General features: G+C 40.6%; 22 protein-coding genes and 1 pseudogene. 11 read left to right on the top strand and 12 right to left on the bottom strand.

Going from position 1 to position 20,938, the window contains the following annotated elements; translation table 11 throughout:
* Positions 1-301: 301 nt before the first annotated feature.
* The 7 genes and pseudogenes from G3255_RS20045 to G3255_RS04500 all read right to left on the bottom strand — a co-directional run.
* A pseudogene (locus tag G3255_RS20045) lies at positions 302-721 on the bottom strand (lamin tail domain-containing protein); the annotation flags it as partial.
* Between the two features lie 514 nt (positions 722-1,235).
* Positions 1,236-1,697 carry a hypothetical protein gene (locus tag G3255_RS04525; protein WP_211653485.1) on the bottom strand — a complete coding sequence of 154 codons (462 nt, stop codon included), beginning with the start codon at positions 1,695-1,697 and terminating at the stop codon, positions 1,236-1,238.
* 67 nt (positions 1,698-1,764) lie between these two features.
* Positions 1,765-2,004: a hypothetical protein gene (locus tag G3255_RS04520; RefSeq protein ID WP_211653484.1), complete on the bottom strand. Its 240-nt coding sequence runs from the start codon at positions 2,002-2,004 to the stop codon at positions 1,765-1,767.
* A 104-nt stretch (positions 2,005-2,108) separates the two neighbouring features.
* Positions 2,109-2,270: a hypothetical protein gene (locus tag G3255_RS04515; RefSeq protein WP_211653483.1), complete on the bottom strand. Its 162-nt coding sequence runs from the start codon at positions 2,268-2,270 to the stop codon at positions 2,109-2,111.
* 45 nt (positions 2,271-2,315) lie between these two features.
* Entirely contained in the window at positions 2,316-3,026 is a 711-nt protein-coding gene (locus tag G3255_RS04510) for an alpha/beta fold hydrolase (RefSeq protein ID WP_211653482.1), read from the bottom strand.
* A gap of 253 nt (positions 3,027-3,279) precedes the next feature.
* Positions 3,280-4,920, bottom strand: a complete 1,641-nt coding sequence (locus tag G3255_RS04505) for a thiamine pyrophosphate-binding protein (protein ID WP_211653481.1) — start codon at positions 4,918-4,920, stop codon at positions 3,280-3,282.
* A 347-nt stretch (positions 4,921-5,267) separates the two neighbouring features.
* Complete coding sequence (locus tag G3255_RS04500; RefSeq protein WP_211653480.1) at positions 5,268-6,215, bottom strand: DUF2268 domain-containing putative Zn-dependent protease; 948 nt, start codon at positions 6,213-6,215, stop codon at positions 5,268-5,270.
* 259 nt (positions 6,216-6,474) lie between these two features.
* Between G3255_RS04500 and G3255_RS04495 the strand changes: the two genes are divergently transcribed.
* The 5 genes from G3255_RS04495 to G3255_RS04475 all read left to right on the top strand — a co-directional run bounded on the left by G3255_RS04495 (position 6,475) and on the right by G3255_RS04475 (position 9,115).
* Positions 6,475-6,645, top strand: a complete 171-nt coding sequence (locus tag G3255_RS04495; RefSeq protein ID WP_211653479.1) for a hypothetical protein — start codon at positions 6,475-6,477, stop codon at positions 6,643-6,645.
* A 30-nt stretch (positions 6,646-6,675) separates the two neighbouring features.
* Entirely contained in the window at positions 6,676-7,176 is a 501-nt protein-coding gene (locus G3255_RS04490) for a hypothetical protein (RefSeq protein WP_211653478.1), read from the top strand.
* 474 nt (positions 7,177-7,650) lie between these two features.
* Complete coding sequence (locus tag G3255_RS04485; RefSeq protein WP_211653477.1) at positions 7,651-7,968, top strand: DUF3784 domain-containing protein; 318 nt, start codon at positions 7,651-7,653, stop codon at positions 7,966-7,968.
* A 108-nt stretch (positions 7,969-8,076) separates the two neighbouring features.
* Positions 8,077-8,226: a hypothetical protein gene (locus G3255_RS04480; protein WP_211653476.1), complete on the top strand. Its 150-nt coding sequence runs from the start codon at positions 8,077-8,079 to the stop codon at positions 8,224-8,226.
* Positions 8,227-8,608: 382 nt separating this feature from the next.
* Entirely contained in the window at positions 8,609-9,115 is a 507-nt protein-coding gene (locus tag G3255_RS04475; protein ID WP_211653475.1) for a DUF1648 domain-containing protein, read from the top strand.
* A 477-nt stretch (positions 9,116-9,592) separates the two neighbouring features.
* Here G3255_RS04475 and G3255_RS04470 read toward each other — a convergent pair whose 3' ends face one another.
* Together G3255_RS04470 and G3255_RS04465 are read right to left on the bottom strand one after the other, a co-directional pair.
* Positions 9,593-12,184, bottom strand: coding sequence for a polynucleotide kinase-phosphatase (locus G3255_RS04470; protein ID WP_211655763.1), 2,592 nt, complete (start codon positions 12,182-12,184; stop codon positions 9,593-9,595).
* Complete coding sequence (locus G3255_RS04465) at positions 12,184-13,548, bottom strand: 3' terminal RNA ribose 2'-O-methyltransferase Hen1 (RefSeq protein ID WP_211653474.1); 1,365 nt, start codon at positions 13,546-13,548, stop codon at positions 12,184-12,186. The genes G3255_RS04470 and G3255_RS04465 overlap by 1 nt, the downstream gene beginning before the upstream one ends.
* A gap of 525 nt (positions 13,549-14,073) precedes the next feature.
* On the opposite strand from G3255_RS04465, the gene G3255_RS04460 reads away from it, so the two are divergent.
* A complete protein-coding gene (locus G3255_RS04460) occupies positions 14,074-14,391 on the top strand; it encodes a hypothetical protein (protein WP_211653473.1) in 318 nt (105 codons plus the stop codon).
* 369 nt (positions 14,392-14,760) lie between these two features.
* Here G3255_RS04460 and G3255_RS04455 read toward each other — a convergent pair whose 3' ends face one another.
* Entirely contained in the window at positions 14,761-15,942 is a 1,182-nt protein-coding gene (locus tag G3255_RS04455; protein WP_211652904.1) for an IS256 family transposase, read from the bottom strand.
* Positions 15,943-16,438: 496 nt separating this feature from the next.
* Here G3255_RS04455 and G3255_RS04450 point away from each other — a divergent pair, with 496 nt between their 5' ends.
* The 4 genes from G3255_RS04450 to G3255_RS04435 all read left to right on the top strand — a co-directional run bounded on the left by G3255_RS04450 (position 16,439) and on the right by G3255_RS04435 (position 18,795).
* A complete protein-coding gene (locus G3255_RS04450; protein ID WP_211653472.1) occupies positions 16,439-17,197 on the top strand; it encodes an alpha/beta fold hydrolase in 759 nt (252 codons plus the stop codon).
* Positions 17,198-17,336: 139 nt separating this feature from the next.
* The gene (locus G3255_RS04445) at positions 17,337-17,660 is read left to right on the top strand and encodes a ribonuclease E inhibitor RraB (RefSeq protein WP_211653471.1); all 324 of its coding nucleotides are present in this window, start codon (positions 17,337-17,339) and stop codon (positions 17,658-17,660) included.
* Between the two features lie 228 nt (positions 17,661-17,888).
* The gene (locus tag G3255_RS04440; RefSeq protein ID WP_211653470.1) at positions 17,889-18,203 is read left to right on the top strand and encodes a hypothetical protein; all 315 of its coding nucleotides are present in this window, start codon (positions 17,889-17,891) and stop codon (positions 18,201-18,203) included.
* Between the two features lie 181 nt (positions 18,204-18,384).
* Positions 18,385-18,795 (top strand): hypothetical protein, encoded by a 411-nt coding sequence (locus tag G3255_RS04435; protein WP_211653469.1) that lies wholly within the window; start codon positions 18,385-18,387, stop codon positions 18,793-18,795.
* Positions 18,796-18,862: 67 nt separating this feature from the next.
* Here the strand turns inward: G3255_RS04435 and G3255_RS04430 are convergent, their stop codons facing one another.
* Positions 18,863-19,360 (bottom strand): ferritin, encoded by a 498-nt coding sequence (locus G3255_RS04430; RefSeq protein ID WP_211653468.1) that lies wholly within the window; start codon positions 19,358-19,360, stop codon positions 18,863-18,865.
* Positions 19,361-19,719: 359 nt separating this feature from the next.
* Between G3255_RS04430 and G3255_RS04425 the strand changes: the two genes are divergently transcribed.
* The gene (locus G3255_RS04425; RefSeq protein ID WP_211653467.1) at positions 19,720-20,505 is read left to right on the top strand and encodes a halocin C8 precursor-like protein; all 786 of its coding nucleotides are present in this window, start codon (positions 19,720-19,722) and stop codon (positions 20,503-20,505) included.
* Between the two features lie 109 nt (positions 20,506-20,614).
* On the opposite strand, the gene G3255_RS04420 is transcribed toward G3255_RS04425, so the two are convergent.
* Positions 20,615-20,863 carry a PF20097 family protein gene (locus G3255_RS04420; RefSeq protein WP_211653466.1) on the bottom strand — a complete coding sequence of 83 codons (249 nt, stop codon included), beginning with the start codon at positions 20,861-20,863 and terminating at the stop codon, positions 20,615-20,617.
* Positions 20,864-20,938 lie beyond the last annotated feature (75 nt).

The raw sequence follows: 20,938 nt of genomic DNA, 5'->3' as shown, positions 1-20,938 counted from the left end.
TGCCATCCAAGGTCAAGGATACACTATGTTGGCCAACCGTCAATTTTTTCTTTTTCAAGTTTTCGTAGCGCAAATTCTTTTTGGGCTCCATCGGCTGCAATTCAGGCTCAGGAACTGGCGTTTCACCAGCTCCATTCATCGTGTGGCTCCCTAAATGCTCAAATGTATCAGCAGGGTATGCCGTCCATTCAGCCGAAGGGTCGAATGCGTCATCTACTACGCTGTCGCCAGATTGGATCTCTGGATTGCGGACCAGCGTAACGTCTTTTGTGTTTTCAATGCGCGTGCCCACTTGGCCGATTGAATCGATTGGGAGGCCATCTTTTTCCAATACCAATGCGTCGTCGCCATTAAAGTTGATGACACCATTATTTTGCAAATCTCCTTGTTCCAGAATCGCAGCATCTGCCCCACTATTATAAAGAACGATTGTATCCCCGCTTGCTACATTACCGGACAGCGCCATTTCACTTTGTATGGATGTGCTGCCGTTTGCATACAAGGCCACTGAATAAGGACTCAAGTCGATTGAAGCACCTGTCCCATTATAAATTTCGATCGCCTTATTCAAGCTGCTGCCTTCAATGTATTCCGAAATAAATAGATCGCTTGCCGGGGCAGCGGCTTGTGCCGTTGTTTGCGAAGCCGGTACCCAAAGACTCGCCACCAACCCGACTGATAGCAGCGCCTTAGCTGATTTGTTCCATAAGCTATTGTGCATTGTATTGTTGTCCTCCCTTTTTTTAAAAACCTTGCCTTCTGAACTACTGACTTTTTTGGTCTTCTTCTGTAAATTATTGAGACTCAATTATTATAATTTACAGTTTTTTCTTCTTCCTTATCCAACCTTACAGAAGGTAGTCTTTAGCGTCAACGTTATTTAGCAAAAGTTACATAAAGTTAATAAAACATAAAAGCTCTCCCGCGATTGGATCTTTGCCACGCCATCGCTCTAAATCCTGCTAGTTACTTAGAAAATTCTCTTCACAAATAAAAAACCAACTTAAGATAAGTTGGTTTAATGATTCCTGCTAATTAACTTGGACGATGCTGGGTACGTTTTTTGCTTTGAACATAAGTGTAAAGCAAGGCGCCTATAACGAATGGAATTACGGCAACTAGTATACTCGTCGTTTCTGTGTAGATCAAAACGGCGGGTGAAAACAAGAGAATAATACTTACTACTTTCAAAACAGGTATCATCAACTTCCCCCTAAAATATTTGTCTGCAAAGCTTATTCGAGAAAAGTGTAAAAGAGATTGGACTCACCAAGCAGTGTCACTTCATCCAATCCTTCACGGCTTGCTACCTCATTAACTTGCATTGTGGGATCAAAAATTTCTCCGTATATCACAGAAACTTCTACTCCAGCTTCTGTTTCAAACGTGAAACTCCCTGTCGTATATGGCAAGTCGCCCGTGACTTCAAATCCGTGGTAGGGAGCGCTTCGGTACCAACTATAACCCTTTTCACTTTCTGTGATACTTGCTACACCTAGAGAATTGTCCTGTACATACGACACGATTGTTTCGTCATCGTATTCTTCAACGGACATAGGGGACGATGCACTGATGCCTTCCTCTCGCAGACCCTTTTCAATTGCCTCTTCCCGCGTATCGTACCAAACGGCCTGATCGCAAGCAGCCAAGATGAACACGACACAAATGCCAAGAATTATCGTTTTGAAGCTTTTCAAAGAACCCCTCCCTTACCCTCTCGATTTTTTAGTCTTCCATCCCTATTGAGAGATCTATTTAGTAGATTTATGAATCTGGAGAATCAAATATCGCATATACCTTATAGCTATCTCCTTCGTCCTCGGTATAAACCCTGCAGTTCTCAATAGCCGCTAATCTAAAAGCCAACGCACAAGCTATTTTATAGTCGGGAGTACTGTAGCCGTCATAAAGTCTACCGTACATTTCATTAGCTATGGAATTAGCCCATACATCTGCTTCATGCATCGTCTCAAAAACCACTTCTTCCGCTTTCCACCTATTCATTATATCTTCACCCTCAGCACTAATATTCAAGTTCTCGTACGGGTAATTTTTAATCCGGTGTGATTCCCCTAGACAGATTATTCAACGCCAAACGATTTTCATTCTCATAAAATATTGGGATCATAGGGCTCCATCAGAGCTGATGTCACTTCTTTTCTTTTGTGCTCGATTGTTTTGATTTTTCGAAGCGTAATAACTGATAGAACAAAAAGCAAGATAAATAAATAGACGTTTTCTTGATTATCCTTGCTCACGATTTTTGTCATAACTCCTATCTCCCCTCCCGTGCAAGTCATCCATTCCGTCTGACTTTACGAAATGTCCTTAAGAAACAAGTTCAATACTTCGCTATATAGTTTAGGTTGTTCAATATGAACCAAGTGAGAGGCAAAAGGAATAATAGCAACATGAACATTATGATGCATGGAACGGTAGGACAGCGCCCCTGTTGTCTCATTCGGATTCCCTTCGCCTGCAATAAGCAAGATAGGTGAATGGATTCCAGCTAAATCTTTTGTTTCTTCGAATGGATACCACTCGTCGTTCCGTGCCATATAAAGAAACTGCTTCCAGGCGGCTGCGTGCAATTGATCGAAGTAACTAACGGCTTCGTCATTTTGAAGGAGTTGAGTTTGAACTTCTACATCTTCCTTGTGCATCTGGCTCCAATTCTCTGGCTTTCCTGGAGTTATACCGGATAGTGTTAAGCTTTTGACTTTTCCGGGAAATCTCTTGGCAAAAAATAAACCCACCAACGCTCCCAATGAAGCACCAACAATATGTACAGAGTCCATTTCTTTTTTCTCTAATGTATCAAACAGATCCCTTGCAGCGTCCTCAAAAAAATTGGCCAAATCATTATTGATGGATTTGCCATGCCCCCGCAAATCTGGCAGAATCACCCGAAAATATTCTTTGAAGAATTCTCTTTGGTATACAAAGTCAGTCAAACCTGTCTGCAGACCTGTGTGCAAGAACACAATAGGCTCTCCTGCTCCCACTTCTTCTGTATGTAAGATCACTGTGATTCTCCTCACTTTTTGCATAAATTTAAAAAAACGATTATTCAATCCAGTTAAAATATAGAAAAATTTGTTAATTGAATTGTACCTTACATTTTTCTGGAACCATAGGGAAAAGTTCGCCACTTTTGTTTTTTGAACTATTCAGCGGCATCTGTAAGCAATAAAAAAGAAGGTACTCAGAATCAGTACCTTCTCTAAATAGCTGTTATTGATTTGCAATGATGGGGAAAAACGAGCTGCACCCAAGAAACTATTTTCCAAAGGATGAAAGAAACTTCACTCTGTCCCCCATCGGCGGAATGTTGTTATCGACTAAAGCCACTTCTAAAATGGCAGGGCCGTTCAAGCCTGTTAATGCGTTCATTACATTTTGAGACAGGTCTTCTAAAGCATCTACGCGGAAATTCGGGATATTCAATGCTTCAGCCATTGCCGCAATATTGACCGGCTCTTGTTCGAAAGAAGGATGCGAGCGTTTGTACTGCAAGGTATGTCCTTGGTAGACCATGCCTAGGCGCGCATTATTCATCACCACGAATAAAATAGGCAAATTGTATTCTTTAGCCGTTAAGATTTCCATGCCATGCATAAAGAAACAACCATCTCCCGTAAGCGCAACGACCGGCCGATCAGGTTCAGCCAGTTTCGAGCCAATCGCCGCGCTTAACCCGCTTCCCATCGCCCCAAAATGGACGTTGATGTCAAAGGTATCTTCCTCCAACACTTCCATGTGGTGAATTACATAGGCCATGAATTCACCGATATCAATCGTATAGCGTGTGGAAGGCGGCAATAATTCTTGCAACTTCAGCAAAACGTTTTTTGTATTGAATTCCTCGTCTGCATCGATTTCCGGATCCGGCTTAACGTTCTTCCCATTTCCCGGTTTTGTCAGGCCTCTCGTGCTCAGTTCTTCAATTAATTTGGTTAAACTGTCTGACATATCGCCATGGACTGGTATATCCACGGGATACTTTCGGTTGAAAACGGTAGGATCTATATCGACCTGAATCACAAAGCGATTTTTTGCTAGATTCGGGTTGTAATTGCTGGTCGCTGTCTCCCCTAAACTGGATCCCAAGACAAGCAGCGTCTCTGCATCTCCTTCGTTCACCAACAACGACGTATGCTCATTCCCAGCAAAACCGAAGACCCCTGAAAAAAGCGGATGGTCTTCGCGGAACAGCCCCTTCGCTACAGGTGTCGCAACGATTGGCCAATCGAGCAATTCAGCCAGTTCTATTACTTGGGCTACCGAATTGCGCACGCCTTGCCCCGCAAAGATGAAGCCCTTTTTCTTCTGCATCAATTGATCAGCTACTTGCTTTACTAGCTCTGGATCAGTAGGTGAGTGTCCTTCGATTTCCAGCTTCGGAATCGGCAATTGGTTTACCTGTCCCATTTGCACATCGATCGGCATCGCCACATGGACAGGACCGGGGACACCGGAAAGGGCAATTTGTGTCGCTTTGGCAATTTCCCCTAATAAATTCTCCGATTCCAAAACCGTCACACTATACTTCGTGACAGACTGAAAAAGCGACTGCGCATCAAGTTCCTGGGAAGCATTGAGCCCCATCGTACTGACTGGCACGGCCCCAGTGAGAAACAGGATTGGCAAATGCTCGCGCATCGCATTGGCAGCGCCTGTTAATAAGTTGGTGCCTCCAGGTCCGCTGCTGCCGATGCATACGCCCAGTTGCTGGGAATATTTTGCGTAGGAAGCCGCCATGTAGGAGGCAGCCCCTTCGTGTTTTGTGACAATTGGCGTGATGTTAGGAAAATCTAACAATTGGTCATAAAACGCATTGACTGAGCCCGCTGGTATTCCAAAGATATACTTAACGCCATTTTCCTCTAAATATTCCAAAACAGTACGAACCGCTTTCATAACACGCCACTCTCCCCAAATAGTAATAGCCTAAGCTTCACTTCGTTCTTATATCAAAAAATCTTTACATAACTTCTTGGACTGCATTTGTATCTTGACCATTGAACGGCTAGCTCTTTTATCGCTGCTTGAAACCTTTTATCCTACGTGGAATTAAGCCTTTATAATTGTTATATATTTCAAAAAATTACCTATACCAATTTTACTATAAGTTTCATTTCAAAAATACGCAATAGCCGAAAGGAAAATTCAGAAAGCAATCTTCAGTGATGATTTATTTTCTCGAAAAAAAGAAGCTCAATTTAGAGCTTCTTCTCTTCCGAATTTATTTTCATTTTGAATTTAGATTAGTTCGATGCTGGTTTCGCATACCCACTCCCTGCCAAAATCTCCTCAGCAGTCAATTTAAGCCATTCCTCAACCGGCACATCAGGGTGCTGCTTTAAAAATTTCTGCATAATGTCATACCCAATGATATGAGTAGAAAAAGACGGCACTTTGGTAGTGGCATTTCCGTAATAAAAATCATTCCAAACTTCGACTTCAGCAGAATCTTTTTCTTTTAAGAACAGCGTTTTAGTTTGTTCTGTAATTTTTCCATCTGCATTGGCCATCCAATCCAGTTTGAATTCAGGGTAGATTATTTTCGCAAACGCTTCAGCTTTTCCTTCCATCACTGCAACCTCCAGCAAGGTTGAGGAAATTGAATTCTTCGCTGTTCCTCTTTCCATATCGATCATGTGAAAGTATTCATGGGCAATGGTGTGTTGCAAGTCTTCTTCAAGAATAATTGAAGTGACAAATAGGGCAATGACGTCCTGCTCCAATGCGACTCCTGGAGGATTTAGTTCTTGGGTCTTCCCATGTGTATATGCCGGATTAGCCGGAAAAACATGTACGGTCTTGTCACTGCCGGGCAACATTTCCGCCGATTTCTTTAAGGCCTCCTCGATTGCTGTATTTAGAGGCTCTTCCCAATCCGATAAGGCCTGAAGTTCGCTCTGCAACGGGATGATGTCTTTAGGTGGCGTAAAAAACCAGTAATCTGCATACTTTTTGCCCTTCACTTCCCCAAAAGCGTTCATTTGGAACGGCTCTGTAACGGTTTGAGCATAAGACTCCTCAAGTGAATCCGGATTTTTCTTGGCTAATTTTATGTAATGGTCAAATGATGAATAATACGAAAACAAGTCGAACTTTTGGTTTTCTACCTCCACTACGGCCGGTTCAATCGAAGGTAATTGTTCGTTCTCTACTTCTTGTACCGCTTTACTTTTTACTGCTGTATCGGTCAAATCACCGGTTTCCACGAGCTCCGCTGAACACGCTGAGGAGAATAACGCTGAACACACCACAATGAGGGCTAGACTTTTCTTCAATAGATTCCACCTCTTCTAAGACATTTGTTTTCCAATATCTAAACGCATTGAAAGTTTTCAATAAGTATTTGCAGTTTTTTCTTTACTCGCTGCACATTCCTATTGTAGGGTATATGTACAATATTTGGAAACAACTTTTATTGGGTCACTTTAATTTTAGGCAAGGAGGTTTTTTATGGAAACCATCGTCAGAATTATATCTGCTGGCATTTTAGTGTTTTTATTATATGTTTTATTTTTTATTGAAGATTCCACCCCTTATACCCCTTTCATAATGATTGCCTCAGCCTCTGCTTTTGTTTTGCATTTTATTTCAGTGAAGTATTTTGATAAAAATCATGATTAGCTATTTAACAGAAGAAAGGAACTCAGTTGAATGAAATCTTTAGCCCTTTCCATAACAATGTTCACTAGCCTTTTCTTAGTGGCTTGCCAACCTGTCGAGGCCCCTGTGACGGAACAAGCGGCTCTTCCAAGCGAGCGCCCTCAATTTTCCATAAGCACAGCTGACCAATTAGAGACGTCCACCCAAACACTTTGTTGGGAAGAATGTAAAAGTAGCGAAGCCCTCCTTAATAATCAGTTCAGTGATCTGGACAATCTTGCAAAAGAAGCTCCCATTTTTCAAGTGGATGACCAGCAAACTTTAACTGTCGAGCTAGGGACTGAAATCGACCCTACGCGTTTTTCTTATACTACATATGAACGTGATGGAGAATCTGGCAGTACAAGTATATCAACTCAAAACATTGAAGAAGGTGTAATTGAAGTCGTTGGAGATATGCCGAAAATATATGTAATCGGAGCCGAATGGTATAGCGAAGACAACCAGAAGTTATTGGGAAGTATCTATACTGTTTTCACTTTGGAAAACTGACTTTTTAATAAGTTAATATAATATCTCAAAAGTTGAAACGGGTGAAAACTTCGCTTTGTATTAGCAATTAAAGTAGTTAAATGACTCTAATCGAAAGGATGATGACATGTTTAAATCCAATCGTACAAACCAAATTCTCAAAATTATCGGTATCTGGATCGTTTACCTTCTCGTATTTATGAATGATACCTTTACTTATCCTCAAGACAGAACCTTCATTATTTTCGCTACAGTATTTTATATATTGCTGACTGCGTTTTTCCTGTGGAGAATAAAAAATCCTAGTAAACGAGTGCGTTCAGAAGAAAGTGAAGTTTAACAATGCATCAGCTTCAAATAAAGGTCGATAAAGAAGTCCTCTTTTTCCTAGTTTTATTGAACCTTTCTTCATTGAAAAACTGAAACCTTCCAAGAAATAGAACGGTATAGTTAATACAGATACTCTTTTATTGGGAGGTGTTCATTATCACGACGATGGAAATGCTTGTTCCGCTTAGTGGAATGCTATTATTTTTGACTATGGGCCTGGTCCTCTTACAAGGGAAAGGCGCGATTTTAATTGCGGGTTATAACACGCTATCAGCCGAAGAGAAAGCAAAATATGACGAAGCGGCTTTATGTAAAGCAACTGGCAAACTGATGTTAGGTATTACGTTTTCAATGGCTTTACTCTTTGTTGGGGAATTTTTTCAGCAAGATTGGTTGTTAATCGCAGGTATTATCTTAATGATCGCCATCGTAATAGGCGGGCTAATCCATATGAATACCGGTAATCGCTGTAAGATTCATTAAAAGTAAAAAAAGAAACTGGCCAGCGATAGGAATGAAGGAATTAAAACATGTCCCCCCACTGGTGAAGCGCAAAAGCTATACTCATGGCTCGAAACGATCGGCACCGAATTGCAAAGAGACGCAGCCTTCACCACGATCACCGTCGGCAGCGAACAAAAAATCGCCGAAATCATCCGCGCTTTCACGAACTGCCACGTGAACATCTTTCGTGTGGAAGTCAACGAACCTTCTCTTGAAGAAATGTTCTTGGCTGAGTAGAGGCGGAGTTATAAATGAACAACTGCAAGAACTTCTATGTGTAAAGACCCCAGTGTTATGAAGCTTTTTAAAAGCTTTTATTACACTGGGGTCTTTGAGTCGTGAGCTAACAATATCATAAATAAGCGTACGTAAAAGTAAACTTTCACAAAGAAAAAGAGACTCTTGTTTGAGCCGCTCTTCCGATAATGCAGATATATAAAATTTAGAATCGCATTAATAGATTAGAACGATAGCAGTGAATTAAGCGAAACTGATTTAATCTCAAATCGTAAGTAATAAAGAAAGAAAAAAATTCTCTTTTTCATTGATTAAAAATATGTAATGAAAACACATTTAGAAATTCCAAGTTTTATTGTTCAAAACAAAGGAGTGTAAAGGGATGTTAAACATGTGGGAGCGCCCCAAAATTAAAATTCCCAGAACAAAAAGCGAATGGATATGGGATGTCATTGGCTTTACATTTTACTTTGGTTCTTTAATCTTTCTCATGGTCATTTACAATCTACTTCCAGAGGAAGTTCCTGTTCACTATAACGCTTTTGGAGAAGTAGACCGATGGGGAACAAAAGGTGAGCTTTTTGTCTTGCCAGCAGTCGGTGCATTTATTATCATCTTCCTGCAGCTTCTCGAAAAATTTCCCCAATCTCACAATTATCCCGAGCGACTAAACAAAACTAATGCAAAAGAATTCTATCTACACAGTAGAAAGCTGATGAATCAATTTAAAAACATCTCACTGATAATCCTCGCTTCGATTCTGGTGGAATCCATTTTTGTTGCTAAAGCCTGGAGCAATGGATTTGGCGCTTGGTTTTTGCCATTAGTGGTTTTAATCGGACTTACTCCGATTGTGATAGGAATCATTAAACAAAAGAAAATTAATTAAATGAAAAACTATGTATAACAGTATAAGTGATTATGCTTCAATCTCAGAAATTAAATTATGGAAGAGACAAATAATCTACTCATTGTTTTACCGCGTAAGCAGTAACTTTTATAGTAACGCTTTTAGCGTTTTTTATAGCCTGGCTTAATTTTAAAACGTTCGCAAACATATCAAATTACTTTACGAAGGTTTGCAAATTTACATACAACTTTACGACCGACTTTCAGATATAAAACAGAAGAAACTCAATCCGAATATAACGATATTGTCTGCATACCTTCCGATACTTCTTTTTAAGCAACTTTTTTTATACCAGCAATGCCATAGCTTTTTAACATAAGTTATCGAGAGTGTTTTGCAACTTCTACTAACTTAAAAACTTCTTATTTATCACATTCGAATGCCTTTCTACTTATTGCTTTTCTATATCCAAAAAACCGAAAGGCAAGAAGTGCCTTTCGGTTCATACTCTACTGTTTATAATCGTGGGTCGACCGGGTCAGACTCCATGGCCAATGCGGCTAAAGTGCATTCGTGAACCCGCTCAATCGTTTCTCCATTTACATATCGCGTAAGGCCCTCGAGTCCAAGTGCGAATTCTTTCAAGGCCATCTTCTGCTTTTTACCAGTATTCCTATTTTTTAATCTTTCCAGGTTTTTCTGCTCCAAATAGTCCATGCCGTAAATGATACGCAAGTATTTCCGGCCCCTTACCTTAATGGCCGGCTGCAACAACTTGCCTTTGCTTCGGGCAATATAAAATTCAGGTTTGATTACAATACCTTCATGCCCGTCTTCCGTTATCTCCTGCCACCAACGAATCACTTCATCCTCACTGGCTTGGTCAGTGATGACTTTAAATTCCGTTTCCACAAACAGTTCGGATTGGCTGGCAAGTTGCCGGTTCATTTCCATGTGCCATGTATGCGGTTTGTCGAAAAAGGTTCCGTTGCTGTGGGCCAATACATGGAAAGGTGCAATCTGGATAGGCTTGTCTGAGTCGATGTCCCAGCAATACTTCTGAAAGACTTTTTGAAAGTCCAGCGCATTTTCAAGCTTTTCTTCATATTCATCCAGCCATATTTGCAATTCGCTATTCGATGGTAGTGCAGCCGACAATTTTTCTGTCAGCAGCGACCGGTCGAGTATGGCATTTTCCGCCACATGCGCGTATTGGCTGCTGATTAATTCCTTGGCTTTTAAGTTCCACGGCATGATTTCCGCATCCAGCAGCACATAATCCGTTCCGTGTTCCCCGAAATAATTTATTCGAGTCAGTTCTTCATTCAATTGCAGAAGCATTTGCGCTTCAGTTTCGTTGTCGAAAAAGCGTTTGCCGGTCCGGGTATAGATGCAGCCCAGCGATTCGATGCCGGTATGTTTTGATGAAGTCTCTTTGTCTTTAAATAAAAACAAGATCCCTCTGCTGCCCATATGCTTTTTCTCCGCAATCATTGCGTGAATTCCGTTACTTCTGAAATACTCTATTGCTTCTTTAGGATGCTCCAAATATTGCGGCAAAGCGGATGGTTTCGGTGTTGGGCTCATTGTCGGCGGAATATACACCAATTGCTCGATGGGAACTGTGTAATGCGACACCGCATCGATTGCCGATTTCACCAATTCCTGTGGTATCTTCACTTCACTCAACTGCTCAGTCAATACAGAATAACCGTTTATAAACTTCGCGATATTCGGTGCATTTAACCGGTTTTTTTCCCACTCAGCTAGTGGATTATCAATGGCTCCGGAATAATCTTTCTTTGCCTTAACAGACACAAAAGTCCTTTCCGGATAGCGGTAAGCTGTCAATTCGCCGCCGAAAACAACTCCTTGATCAATATTGATCGTATTGTTGATCAATAAGGTCTTCGGTTTCGGGTCATGGCCCCATACGATTAACAAACGATTTTCGTGCCCCACCGTCCAGTCTTTCCGGAGGGGTTTGCCGTTGTCGTCAAACCCGCCCGTATCCCCGTATCGGCAAAAATCACTGATGGCCTCGGATTGCTTGCCGATAAACGAATCCTTGATTCCTGCATGCGCACAGACCAGTGTCCGGACGCCATTTTTCGTGAACACATAATGAGAAGGCGCCTCTAGCAGAAACTCTTTTAATTGCAGCTTCAGCTTTTGAGCCTTTTCTATTCCTTCGCGTTCTTCGTAAACCGACAACTCTTCTTCCACTCGTTCATCCCCATGGCTCAAGACCACTTGCCGCCCGTCCAGCCACCTGGCGATTTTCCAGCCGTGGTTGCTGTCGACCATCAGTGCCCGGCCGCTCTTGACATGCTTGAGGAAGAAGCACATCGTCTCAAGCGAAGCCGGTCCTCTGCTCATGACGTCACCGATCGAAACGAATTTGCGACCTTCCGGATGCTCATAGAAGCCTTCTTCGTTTTCCGCATAACCGATTTTTTCCAGCAGTTCAATCAGCTCATCGTAGCATCCATGGACATCGCCGATAATGTCGATGCCATTTTCTATCTCCACTTCAACTGGATTGGGATGCCTGAATACTTCCACATCCAATATATCTTTTATTGTATAAACAGAAGCAAAGCCCTCTTTTTTAATAAAGCGTTTTTCATTGCGGAAAATCTGATATTGTTGCTTGATGCGGCGTTTTCCCCGTGGGTTATCACGGTCTTCATCCCTGTCAGTCAAAATTCGCTCTGGCACATCAAAAACAATCGCCTGAATCGCTACATGGTTCTTTTTAGCAAGCGCTATGTATCTTTTACGGTCTTCTGAACGGAGATGTGTGGCATCAACCATCACCAATTTGTTCAACCGGCATCTGGCTTCAATGACCGTGTCCATCATGGCAAAAGCTTCTGCTGAAATCTCCTGGTATTCAATCAATAACCCGGCTGCTTCATCTTGCGGCCGGTTGCGCCAATCTATAAATTCTTTGTCACTCACCAAAACCCTGAATTCATCGGAACTTACCACTTCAGACGGTAAAATCTTCTCTTCTTCCACGAGCCTTTTCAATAAAGTGGATTTCCCACTATTGGAGGGACCAATTAATAAAACGATTCCTCCGTACGGCAAGCCAATTCTCATCAAATAGTCACCTTCCTTTTGAACACACACATTTGCGTCGGACATCCCTGTTCCGGATGCTCTTCACCAATTCCTGCAAATTCGATATCATACAATCCCGCGTAGTTAATTTTCTTGCACCAATTCTGGAATTCCTGCCGTGTCCATTCGAATCGGTGGTCGGCATGTCGAAAATGATCGGCCATATCGTAAACTTCATTGTACTCGCGGTTTGGGGTCGTCACGATGAGTGATTTCGGCGCATAGTGATGCAAGATTAAATCGAACACTTTCGGCAACCGTGGCTCGTCGATATGCTCGATGACCTCACACAAAATCATCAGATCTTTCTCTTTCAAGCGTTCATCAAAATAATACAGCGACCCCCATAAGGTTTCCGGTTCCACGAAATTCTCTTTATCTTCCACTTTGTCAAAGCGCCGAACCGCCTTCATCGTCTCCACTTGAGACGGCTCCACGGCCAATACTTCTTCCACTCCGTCAATAAAACCCAGTTTGACAGCCAACTTTCCTTCTCCCGAGCCAAAATCGACGATGCTTTTCGGTTTTAAGGCTGCCGCTGTTTCAGAGATTTTTGCATAGCGCAGTTCATTCAAAGAAGTGCCTCTTATGCGTTCAGTTGCTTGCGTTTTTTCCACAGCTGCTTCTCCGTTGCCATTCTCGACCAGGCTATAGACTTCTTTGAAACGAAGTGCACGCCGGTAGATGGTTTCCCGCATCGGGTGTTGCTCGAGCCAGCCTTCTCCGTATCTGCTGATTTTCTCAATCTCTTTTTCATCAATGTAGTAATGCTTGTAGTCGTCAATCACTGGAATCAACACAAATAGATGACGCAGTGCATTCTGTAATGTTTGCTCCCCAGTTAACGAGATCATCCGCACTGTACTTTTTTCTTTTAATTGAAAAGAATATTGAATGTCGGGTCGGGTTATCTGCACTTGATAGTCCATCGGTTCAAACAAAGCTATCAATTGCTGGTCTGACAAAGATGAATTGACCGGTCCAAGTTCAAAAGTGAATGGAAATGAATAGGTGACCCATTCCGTATACTCTTCTTTTGGCTGGCCGTTCAACGCTGTTCCGAGAGCCGAACGAATCATTGATAGAAAAATACTGCTGACGGCAAATTCTCGATCGTTAATATAATGGGTAATGTCGTAGGAATTCGATCCATTCTGGCTCATTTCAATCGGATCTGGCGTAACAAAAATAGTCATCTCGAGCTCTTTATCGGTAAACCTGCTGTAAAACATGCGTACCATGTGCCCTTTTTGGTTTCTTTCATATAAATTATTTGGATTTTTTGCTAGTAAGTATGAGACCGCTTTGACATTGTCTCCTGTCGTGCTAATAGTTAATTGCAATATAAACGCCCCTTTGCCTACTTTAAGTGCTGAATAACACCATAAATATATCATATAAAATGGAATATTTTTCATGTATTCAAATTAAAAATTTATCCGATTCCTTTCAAAATCATTATTAGCCAACGCTAACAATAAATTGATTTTGAAAAGAATTATGAGACACCTAAAAAGAGCTAGAGAAAAAATTGAAACCTTCTTCTCTGATAGGATGTTTACTACTTTTTCTTACTCTATAACTTAATATTAACTATTCTTTATTTTCTTCAGCGCGCCTTACACTAGTTCTAATTTTTATTGATTGACTCCGATCTCTATTTTTATAACCGAACAATATTCTTGTGTAGACATTGCTAGCAATCATATGTTCCACTTAACAAAGATAAAATCCCAATAACTAATTGATTCATAAGGATTTAATGCCCTTATTGAAAAATTAAATAAAGCAGTAAACGGTGTTCTGATGTAATATTTACTGGCATGTTAGTTTAAACAAACCGATCAGATTATTAATGAAGGAGTGAAGTGGCGAAAGTGAAGATATTAGATAAAATTCAAACAGAATATAGAAAAAGTAAGGTGTTTTTTTTCTTAAAGTTTTTTACAAATGTAGTTGCAACTTACTTTGCCGTTCGAGTTATATTCGTTTCTGTGGCAGCGCTAACGACTGAGAGGCCTTCACCAGACAACATGAATATTTTACTTTTCAGTATGCTCCTTTCCATAGGATTATCAAATGTTGTACAACTAGTTGAAATGTTAATTAATAAGAAAACCGAACACTTTAAGTTACTGTTGATCACTACGATATTTATTTTTGGCGTTTCTATATTTGTATTGTAGGTATAAAGCCTTTTCACTAGTACTTAAAAAATATTTCAGCAAACCAACTCGATTGTTGGGTAAACGCTTTAGAAAAGAGTGGCCACAGCCACTCTTTTTTTGTCTGTCCTTTCGTTTTATCTTTGAGCTGATACGATAATTGGCTATTCTGGTATCCTTAAGTAAATATTGTGTTTACTAAAACTATAATAAGCGAAGGAGAGATCTTACATATGAACAATAGGTGGTACGGGGTATACGCCATGATATTAGGAATTGTATCTTTTTTCACAGGTGAAATTGTAACTTTCATAATGCTTGGTTTTATATTAATGAGACCGTCAATAATTATGTGTAAATAAGTAAATCCTTTTCTTGTATGTATATCGATTAGGTTTGCTTGAACATCTCAGTCAGCTCTGCACGAGCTTGATCGAATCCGATATGGCAACGGGTGGAGAAGTTCTGGTTATAGATTTCGAACTGGGAAACCAGGAAGCGATCCAAGGAATCTTCGTTCGGAAATTGCTCCTTGCGCTTGCTGTATTTCTTTACGTTCTTGTTGAACGATTCGATCAGGTTCGTTGAATAGATGCTTCGCCAAATGGATTTTGGGAAGCTGTAGAAAGTGAAAATATAGGGATTCGCTTCCAACGATTTCGCCACTTTGGGATAGGCCGTTTTCCATTTGTCGACAAAGGCTTTCAACGCTTTTTCACCCAGTTCTTGGTTCTCTGCCCGGTAGACCGATTTGAAATCATCCAGAATCTCCTTGCGATCGGTAACGCGAACTTTGTGGCGGATCCCACGCGACAAGTGGACGCAGCACGCCTGATATTGAGCATCGGGAAAGACCGCGAAGATGCGATCAGTGATGCCTTTTAAGCCGTCGGAGATAAACAAAAGCACCTCTTCGACACCGCGCTCTTTCAAGTCCAACAGGACTTCTTCCCAAACAAATGCGGATTCCGTAGGTGCCACTGTATAGGCCAAGACTTCTTTTGAGCCGTCCTCTCGGATGCCAATCGTAATATAGACGGCTTCCTTCGAGACCGTGTCGCGCTTGAGGGCAATGTAAGTTGCATCCAGATAGACACACGCGTAACGCTGTTCTAACGGACGAGATTTAAACGCCTCGACCTGTTCGCTCATGACTTTCGTCATATTGGAAATGGTTTGTGGCGTGTAATGATGGCCGTACATTTTCTCGATCAGGTCCGAAATCTCGGACATGGTCACGCCTTTTTGAAACATGTGAATAACGAAGGCTTCCAGCGTATCGTTTGAGCGCTTGTACGGAGCGACCGTCTGTTGGTTGAATTCGCCGTTCCGGTCCCGTGGCATCGAAAGCTCTAAATCCCCATACTCCGTATGGAGTGTCCGCGTGTAGACACCATTGCGTGAGTTGCCGGAATTAAACCCGATGCGGTCGTATTTTTCGTAATCCAGGAACGCTGTTAGTTCCGTTTGAAGAAGTGTATTCACCGCCGTCTCCAAATGTTTGCGAAAAACTTCGGAGATGTCTTCTTTTTTTACTAGAGCTTGCATAATATCTGTTGTAAACTGAGTCATAGGGAAGGCCTCTTTTCTGTGAATTGGTTGTGGTGACTTAATTCTACAAGAAAAGGTCTTCCTTTTTCTATTTATTCATTTACACAAGATATTTTACGCTCTCATATTAATGGCTTTAATTAATATTAATACAACCTTAAAAGCTAACTATAGAAAAGATTCGGAGCAAAAAGAGAAATAAAGCACCTTTCGAATTGCTCTCAAAATTTCTTGGCTTCAAGAGCAAATTGTTTAGCAAACCTTCTAGGCAAGAGTAACTTCGGCTGCTTTTTTTGCGCTTGCACCTATATTTCAAAGGAAAAGTGAAAGATTAACAGTTGCATATTAGTAATTGCATCCCTTTAATATCCATACTTAAGTTGGACGAAGCTTTAATTTAATACGAATTAAATTAATACTTTCAAAAAACCCAGAAAGGAAAATTATTTATAGTCCTAATTAGTGGATTGTCTATATCTTTCTACTTGATTGGATTAGGAATAATTCGGTAATAAGGATGAAAAAAATTCTAAACAAAAAAACCCTATTCATCTCGCTTTTCACATTGGCTTTACTCGTAATTCTGAGCTTCACCATCTTTTTTATATGGTCTCAAAATACATTTGAAGCGGTAGATGATGATCAAATCGAAATGGAGGGAGTTATAGAACCCGAGGACGGATGGTATATCTATAGAGCAGAAAATGCAGAAAAAGGTTTGATTCTCTATCCTGGTGCAAAAGTCGAACCTGAAGCATACGGCTATTTGGCACAAGAATTATCAAAGCAAAATATCACAGTCGCCATACCTTCAGTCAGGTTAAATTTATCAATTCTAGATGTGTCAAAAGCTGATGAAATGATCGAAAGTGACGACAGCATCGAATGGTATGTTTCGGGCCATTCCATGGGAGGCGCAGCAGCCGCTATGTATGCCGATCAACATTTAGATCGTGTCAACGGACTCATATTGCTTGGGGCATACGCAGCAAGCAATGACTATTTAAGTGAATCCAACTTACCCGTTTTATCCATAAGCGGTTCAGAAGACGGATTAAGTACTCCTGAAAAAATTAAGGAAAACAGCTCGAACTTACCGGAAACAACAGATTTCATTGAAATTCCAGGCGGAAACCACGCTTATTTTGGCGTGTATGGTAGTCAGTCTGGCGACAATGAGGCTCAGATCACCGTTAGTGAACAACAAGAAATCATTGTCGATTTAATTATTGATTGGTTAGAAAATGATCATTCCTTAAGTCAAGGTGTATCATGAAAATTTATGAATTTGACTATTAATTAAAATGATCGACGTTTTTTCTTGATTACCTTCCTGATGAAGTAGTTTAATTGTAAAAAGCGGTAAAAATTAATGAGAAATAATTCACTACTCAAGAACTGAAGGAGACGAAAACATGACAGTATTTCCTAACGATGAAGATGGACAAGTATTGAAAATGTTATATAAACAAGGTGTCGATTTTAAAGAACCACAAAACCTTGATTTTGTGATAGCAGTTCCGGATCAAAAGAGTGGTGAAGTTGTTTTAGAAACATTAAGAAGTGATGGATTTACTTGTGAATTAGAACAAGATGAGGAAATGGAAGAATGGACTTGTTATTGTTTTATCACCATGCTTTTAAAGTACGAAGAGATAATTGCGATACAAAAACGATTGGACGAATTATGTAAGCCCTATGATGGATACACAGAGGGATGGGGACTAATGGTTAACTAAACTAACGTAAAAAAAGTGATTGGGTAGCTAGCGAGCCCTTAAAGCTAGAGTTTAAGGCTATGAAGCGAATTGGCTGTCATGAGCTCGGTATTTCACTGGGTCCGTGCCAGCCAATTTTTTTGAAGTACTTATTGTAATAGAAAATGAGGACAGTATCGACAATCGGCCATTATCAGTATTCGTAAATAATTAAAAGCAGCCGTAAAATAAAACCTAGGAGCACAGTTCATGAAAAGAATCTTCGCCATATTTTTCATCTCTGTATTGCTTATCGGAATCATCCTTGGGTCGACATATCTGTATAGTGAGCATAAAGAAAATGAAATGGCTGTCTTTCATTATGCAGCTGTAGAAGTAGCAAACTCTTATGATGAAAATGAGCCTTTATTTCACGGTGGTACTAACTATAATTATGGTCAAGGAAGGTATGTAGTTATCGTGAAAAATGAGCAGGGAAAAGAATACACTTATGAAGTTTTGCTAAATGATGATCGCTCTCTGTTTGAAATACACGACCTCACTTCTTACTTTTCAAGTTCTTAATAGCTTTCTTTGAGAGCAGTCGCTGTAAATATGGGAGCGAATGTGTAAAAAAATTTTCTTAGCGTCTTATGTTAGTCATCTTGCTGTGCTTGCTGTCTCATCCGCAGCTACACTAACCCGAAGGTTCATTTAAACAACCTTGGTAAACGGAGACACACCAAAATTCTTTTGGAGGAACTATATGAAAAAGTCTATCATCGGGGTATTCGGAGTACTATTTTTGATGTCAGGTTGTTCTAATGAAGCAGATTTCTTGGTCACTGAGATCTCAGAATACCAGCAAGCCTCCGACTATTACATGAAAATTGTTTTTACCCCTGAAGATATCCCTAACGGCACAAAGTTAGCAGCCGTTAAAGTTGGCGGCATTTCAATAAAAGAAGCTTATTTGCTCAATGTTTCTAATGTGAACTCTCCCAAAGAGTGGGAGAAAAACAAAATCAGCAAGCTCCCCGCTACTATCACTGATGGAGAACAACATGCTGTGTTATTGATTTCAGAAGATCCTCAACTTAAAGAGCAAGACCGATTACTATTTGATTACTCAAATGGCGGTCAAGTTGCATCGGTAGAATCCGATTTTCTTCAATAGCCCACCACTTCTTTCCATGAAAGCAAACAGCACACGCTAAGCCGTGTGCTGTTTGTTTTCTACCCAATTATTCTTCCAGTTTTCTTGCGGCAAACTCGTCGTCCATTTTCAGGAAATACTCGCCGCCTTCTTCGATGCCTTTTATGCGAATGATCATGTCGCGGAACATTTTTTCTTCTTCCATTTGCTCTTCGATGAACCAATCCAAAAATGAAAGCGTAGCATGTTCCTGCAGTTCGTCCGCCAAGCTTACCAATTTATAGATGTTTGCCGTCACTGACTTTTCCTGTGCAAGTGACGCTTCCACAACATCCAAAGCATTTTCATATTCGTTTCTTGGCTCTGTTAACGCCTGGAGTACGGGCTGTTCATCCATCGTTACCAAATAATGATAGAATTTCATCGCGTGTACATGTTCTTCTCGTGATTGGATCAAATAGAAGTTGGCAAATCCGTGATACCCTTTTCCTGAAAAGTACGAGGCCATCGCTATGTACGCATGTGCTGCCTGAAGTTCGTTATTGAATTGAGCGTTTAACGCTTCTGTCAAATTTGTTGGTAGCATGTTGAACTCCTCCTCTACTCTAGTTAGCGGTATTATAACACGTATGTTGATCAACTAATAAATGACAGACCGCTTCTGCTGCCCCTTATCAATAATGTGGGCAAGAAAAAGGGAAGCACGTTCTCATTCGGAATGCTTTATGGCTATTTATTTTTTTATAATTATTTTTAATTTTCAAAAAATAAGTTTAAAAGTTAAATAATTGGAAATTATAGTAAAGACACATTTGAGAAGGAGGGGAGGCACATGTTTGACACGAATTTGGAATTAGGCATTGTGTTGTTTCTGTTTATTTTCGCCTTGGTTGTTTCTTTCATGCTTATATCACAAAAGAGAAAAAATTAGGAGGCAGGTTAACTATGTCGATTAAATCGTTTGAGAAAGTCTTCATGTTAGTAGCAGTGGCCATTCTTTTGGTTTCATCAGCATTCAGTTCTGTAGGCGCTGCTCAAGCTGAAGGACCAATGTTTGAAAAAGGGACCTCAAATGTTAGTCAAAAGGAATTTAATCAAATCAGAAATACCTTGAAAAAAACGGATGAATACCAAGTTTATAAAAAGATCAGTAAAATCAATGCCATCTCCACTGATAACATCATCATCAACACAGTCCCAGGTCCTAAAGGCGATATCGCATATGTCGAATTTATCTTCGATGAACTTGCTAAACAAAGCGAAAACTTGGCTTACGTACAATTCACATATGATGTGGCAAACCGTGATGTCATCACAGACCAAGCCCTCTTTGCTAAACAAATGGATGACGACAACATCAACATCCAGGCAGTCTTCAACCTAGACGGAAAACAAACTGAAGTTTACAACGTAACGGTCGATAATGAAGGAGGCCTGTTGGATCAAGATGGCTTAGAAGTAAGCCATGAAGATTTTGTGGCCAATGCAGAAAAGAATATCAAAGGCGCTAGTCAAAATGCCAGTGAAAATGGCAACGAATTCACTGCGTATGCTTCTTTTTGTGAATATGCAGTAGGCGCTCTTTGCGGAACGGGCGGCGGTGTGGCGTGTTACGCTCTTGCTGGCGCTTTAGGAATCACAACAGGCCTTGGCGGTCTCGGACTTGCTGCGATATGTGCGCTTGTAGGAAGTGTTGGCTGTACAGCCGCTACTGATCAAATCTGCAATTAATGACTTGAACACTTCATTTATTCAAAGCAAAAAAGAGCAGCGACGTCGCTACTCTTTTTCTTATTTTGATGGAAAAACTGATCTGCTATTTTTCTCAAGTGAATACATGTTATTGTTCTTGTTCATTGCTTTCATAATCAATGATGACCTTCTTGCATGATTCACACAGAAAAGCATCGACATGATTAATGGAAAAACGGCTTTGTTCCGATAACAATACAGAACCTTTAGTCAGGCTCGGTTCAGCACTCAGTTTGGATACTTTCGGCACCCACGCGAGTCTTGTGCCACTCTGTATAAATCCTTTTTTCATTTCCGATTGGCAAAATGGACATGTCAGGCCATTGTGATTTTCCATAGTTCCCCTCCTTGAAGTTTTGCAATACCACTCACTTTCCTACTATTGTTCAATTACCCTCAAAAAATAGACCCT

Source organism: Planococcus sp. MSAK28401 (assembly GCF_018283455.1).
Classification (GTDB): domain Bacteria; phylum Bacillota; class Bacilli; order Bacillales_A; family Planococcaceae; genus Planococcus; species Planococcus alpniumensis.
This window is presented reverse-complemented; position numbering and strand designations above follow the sequence as displayed.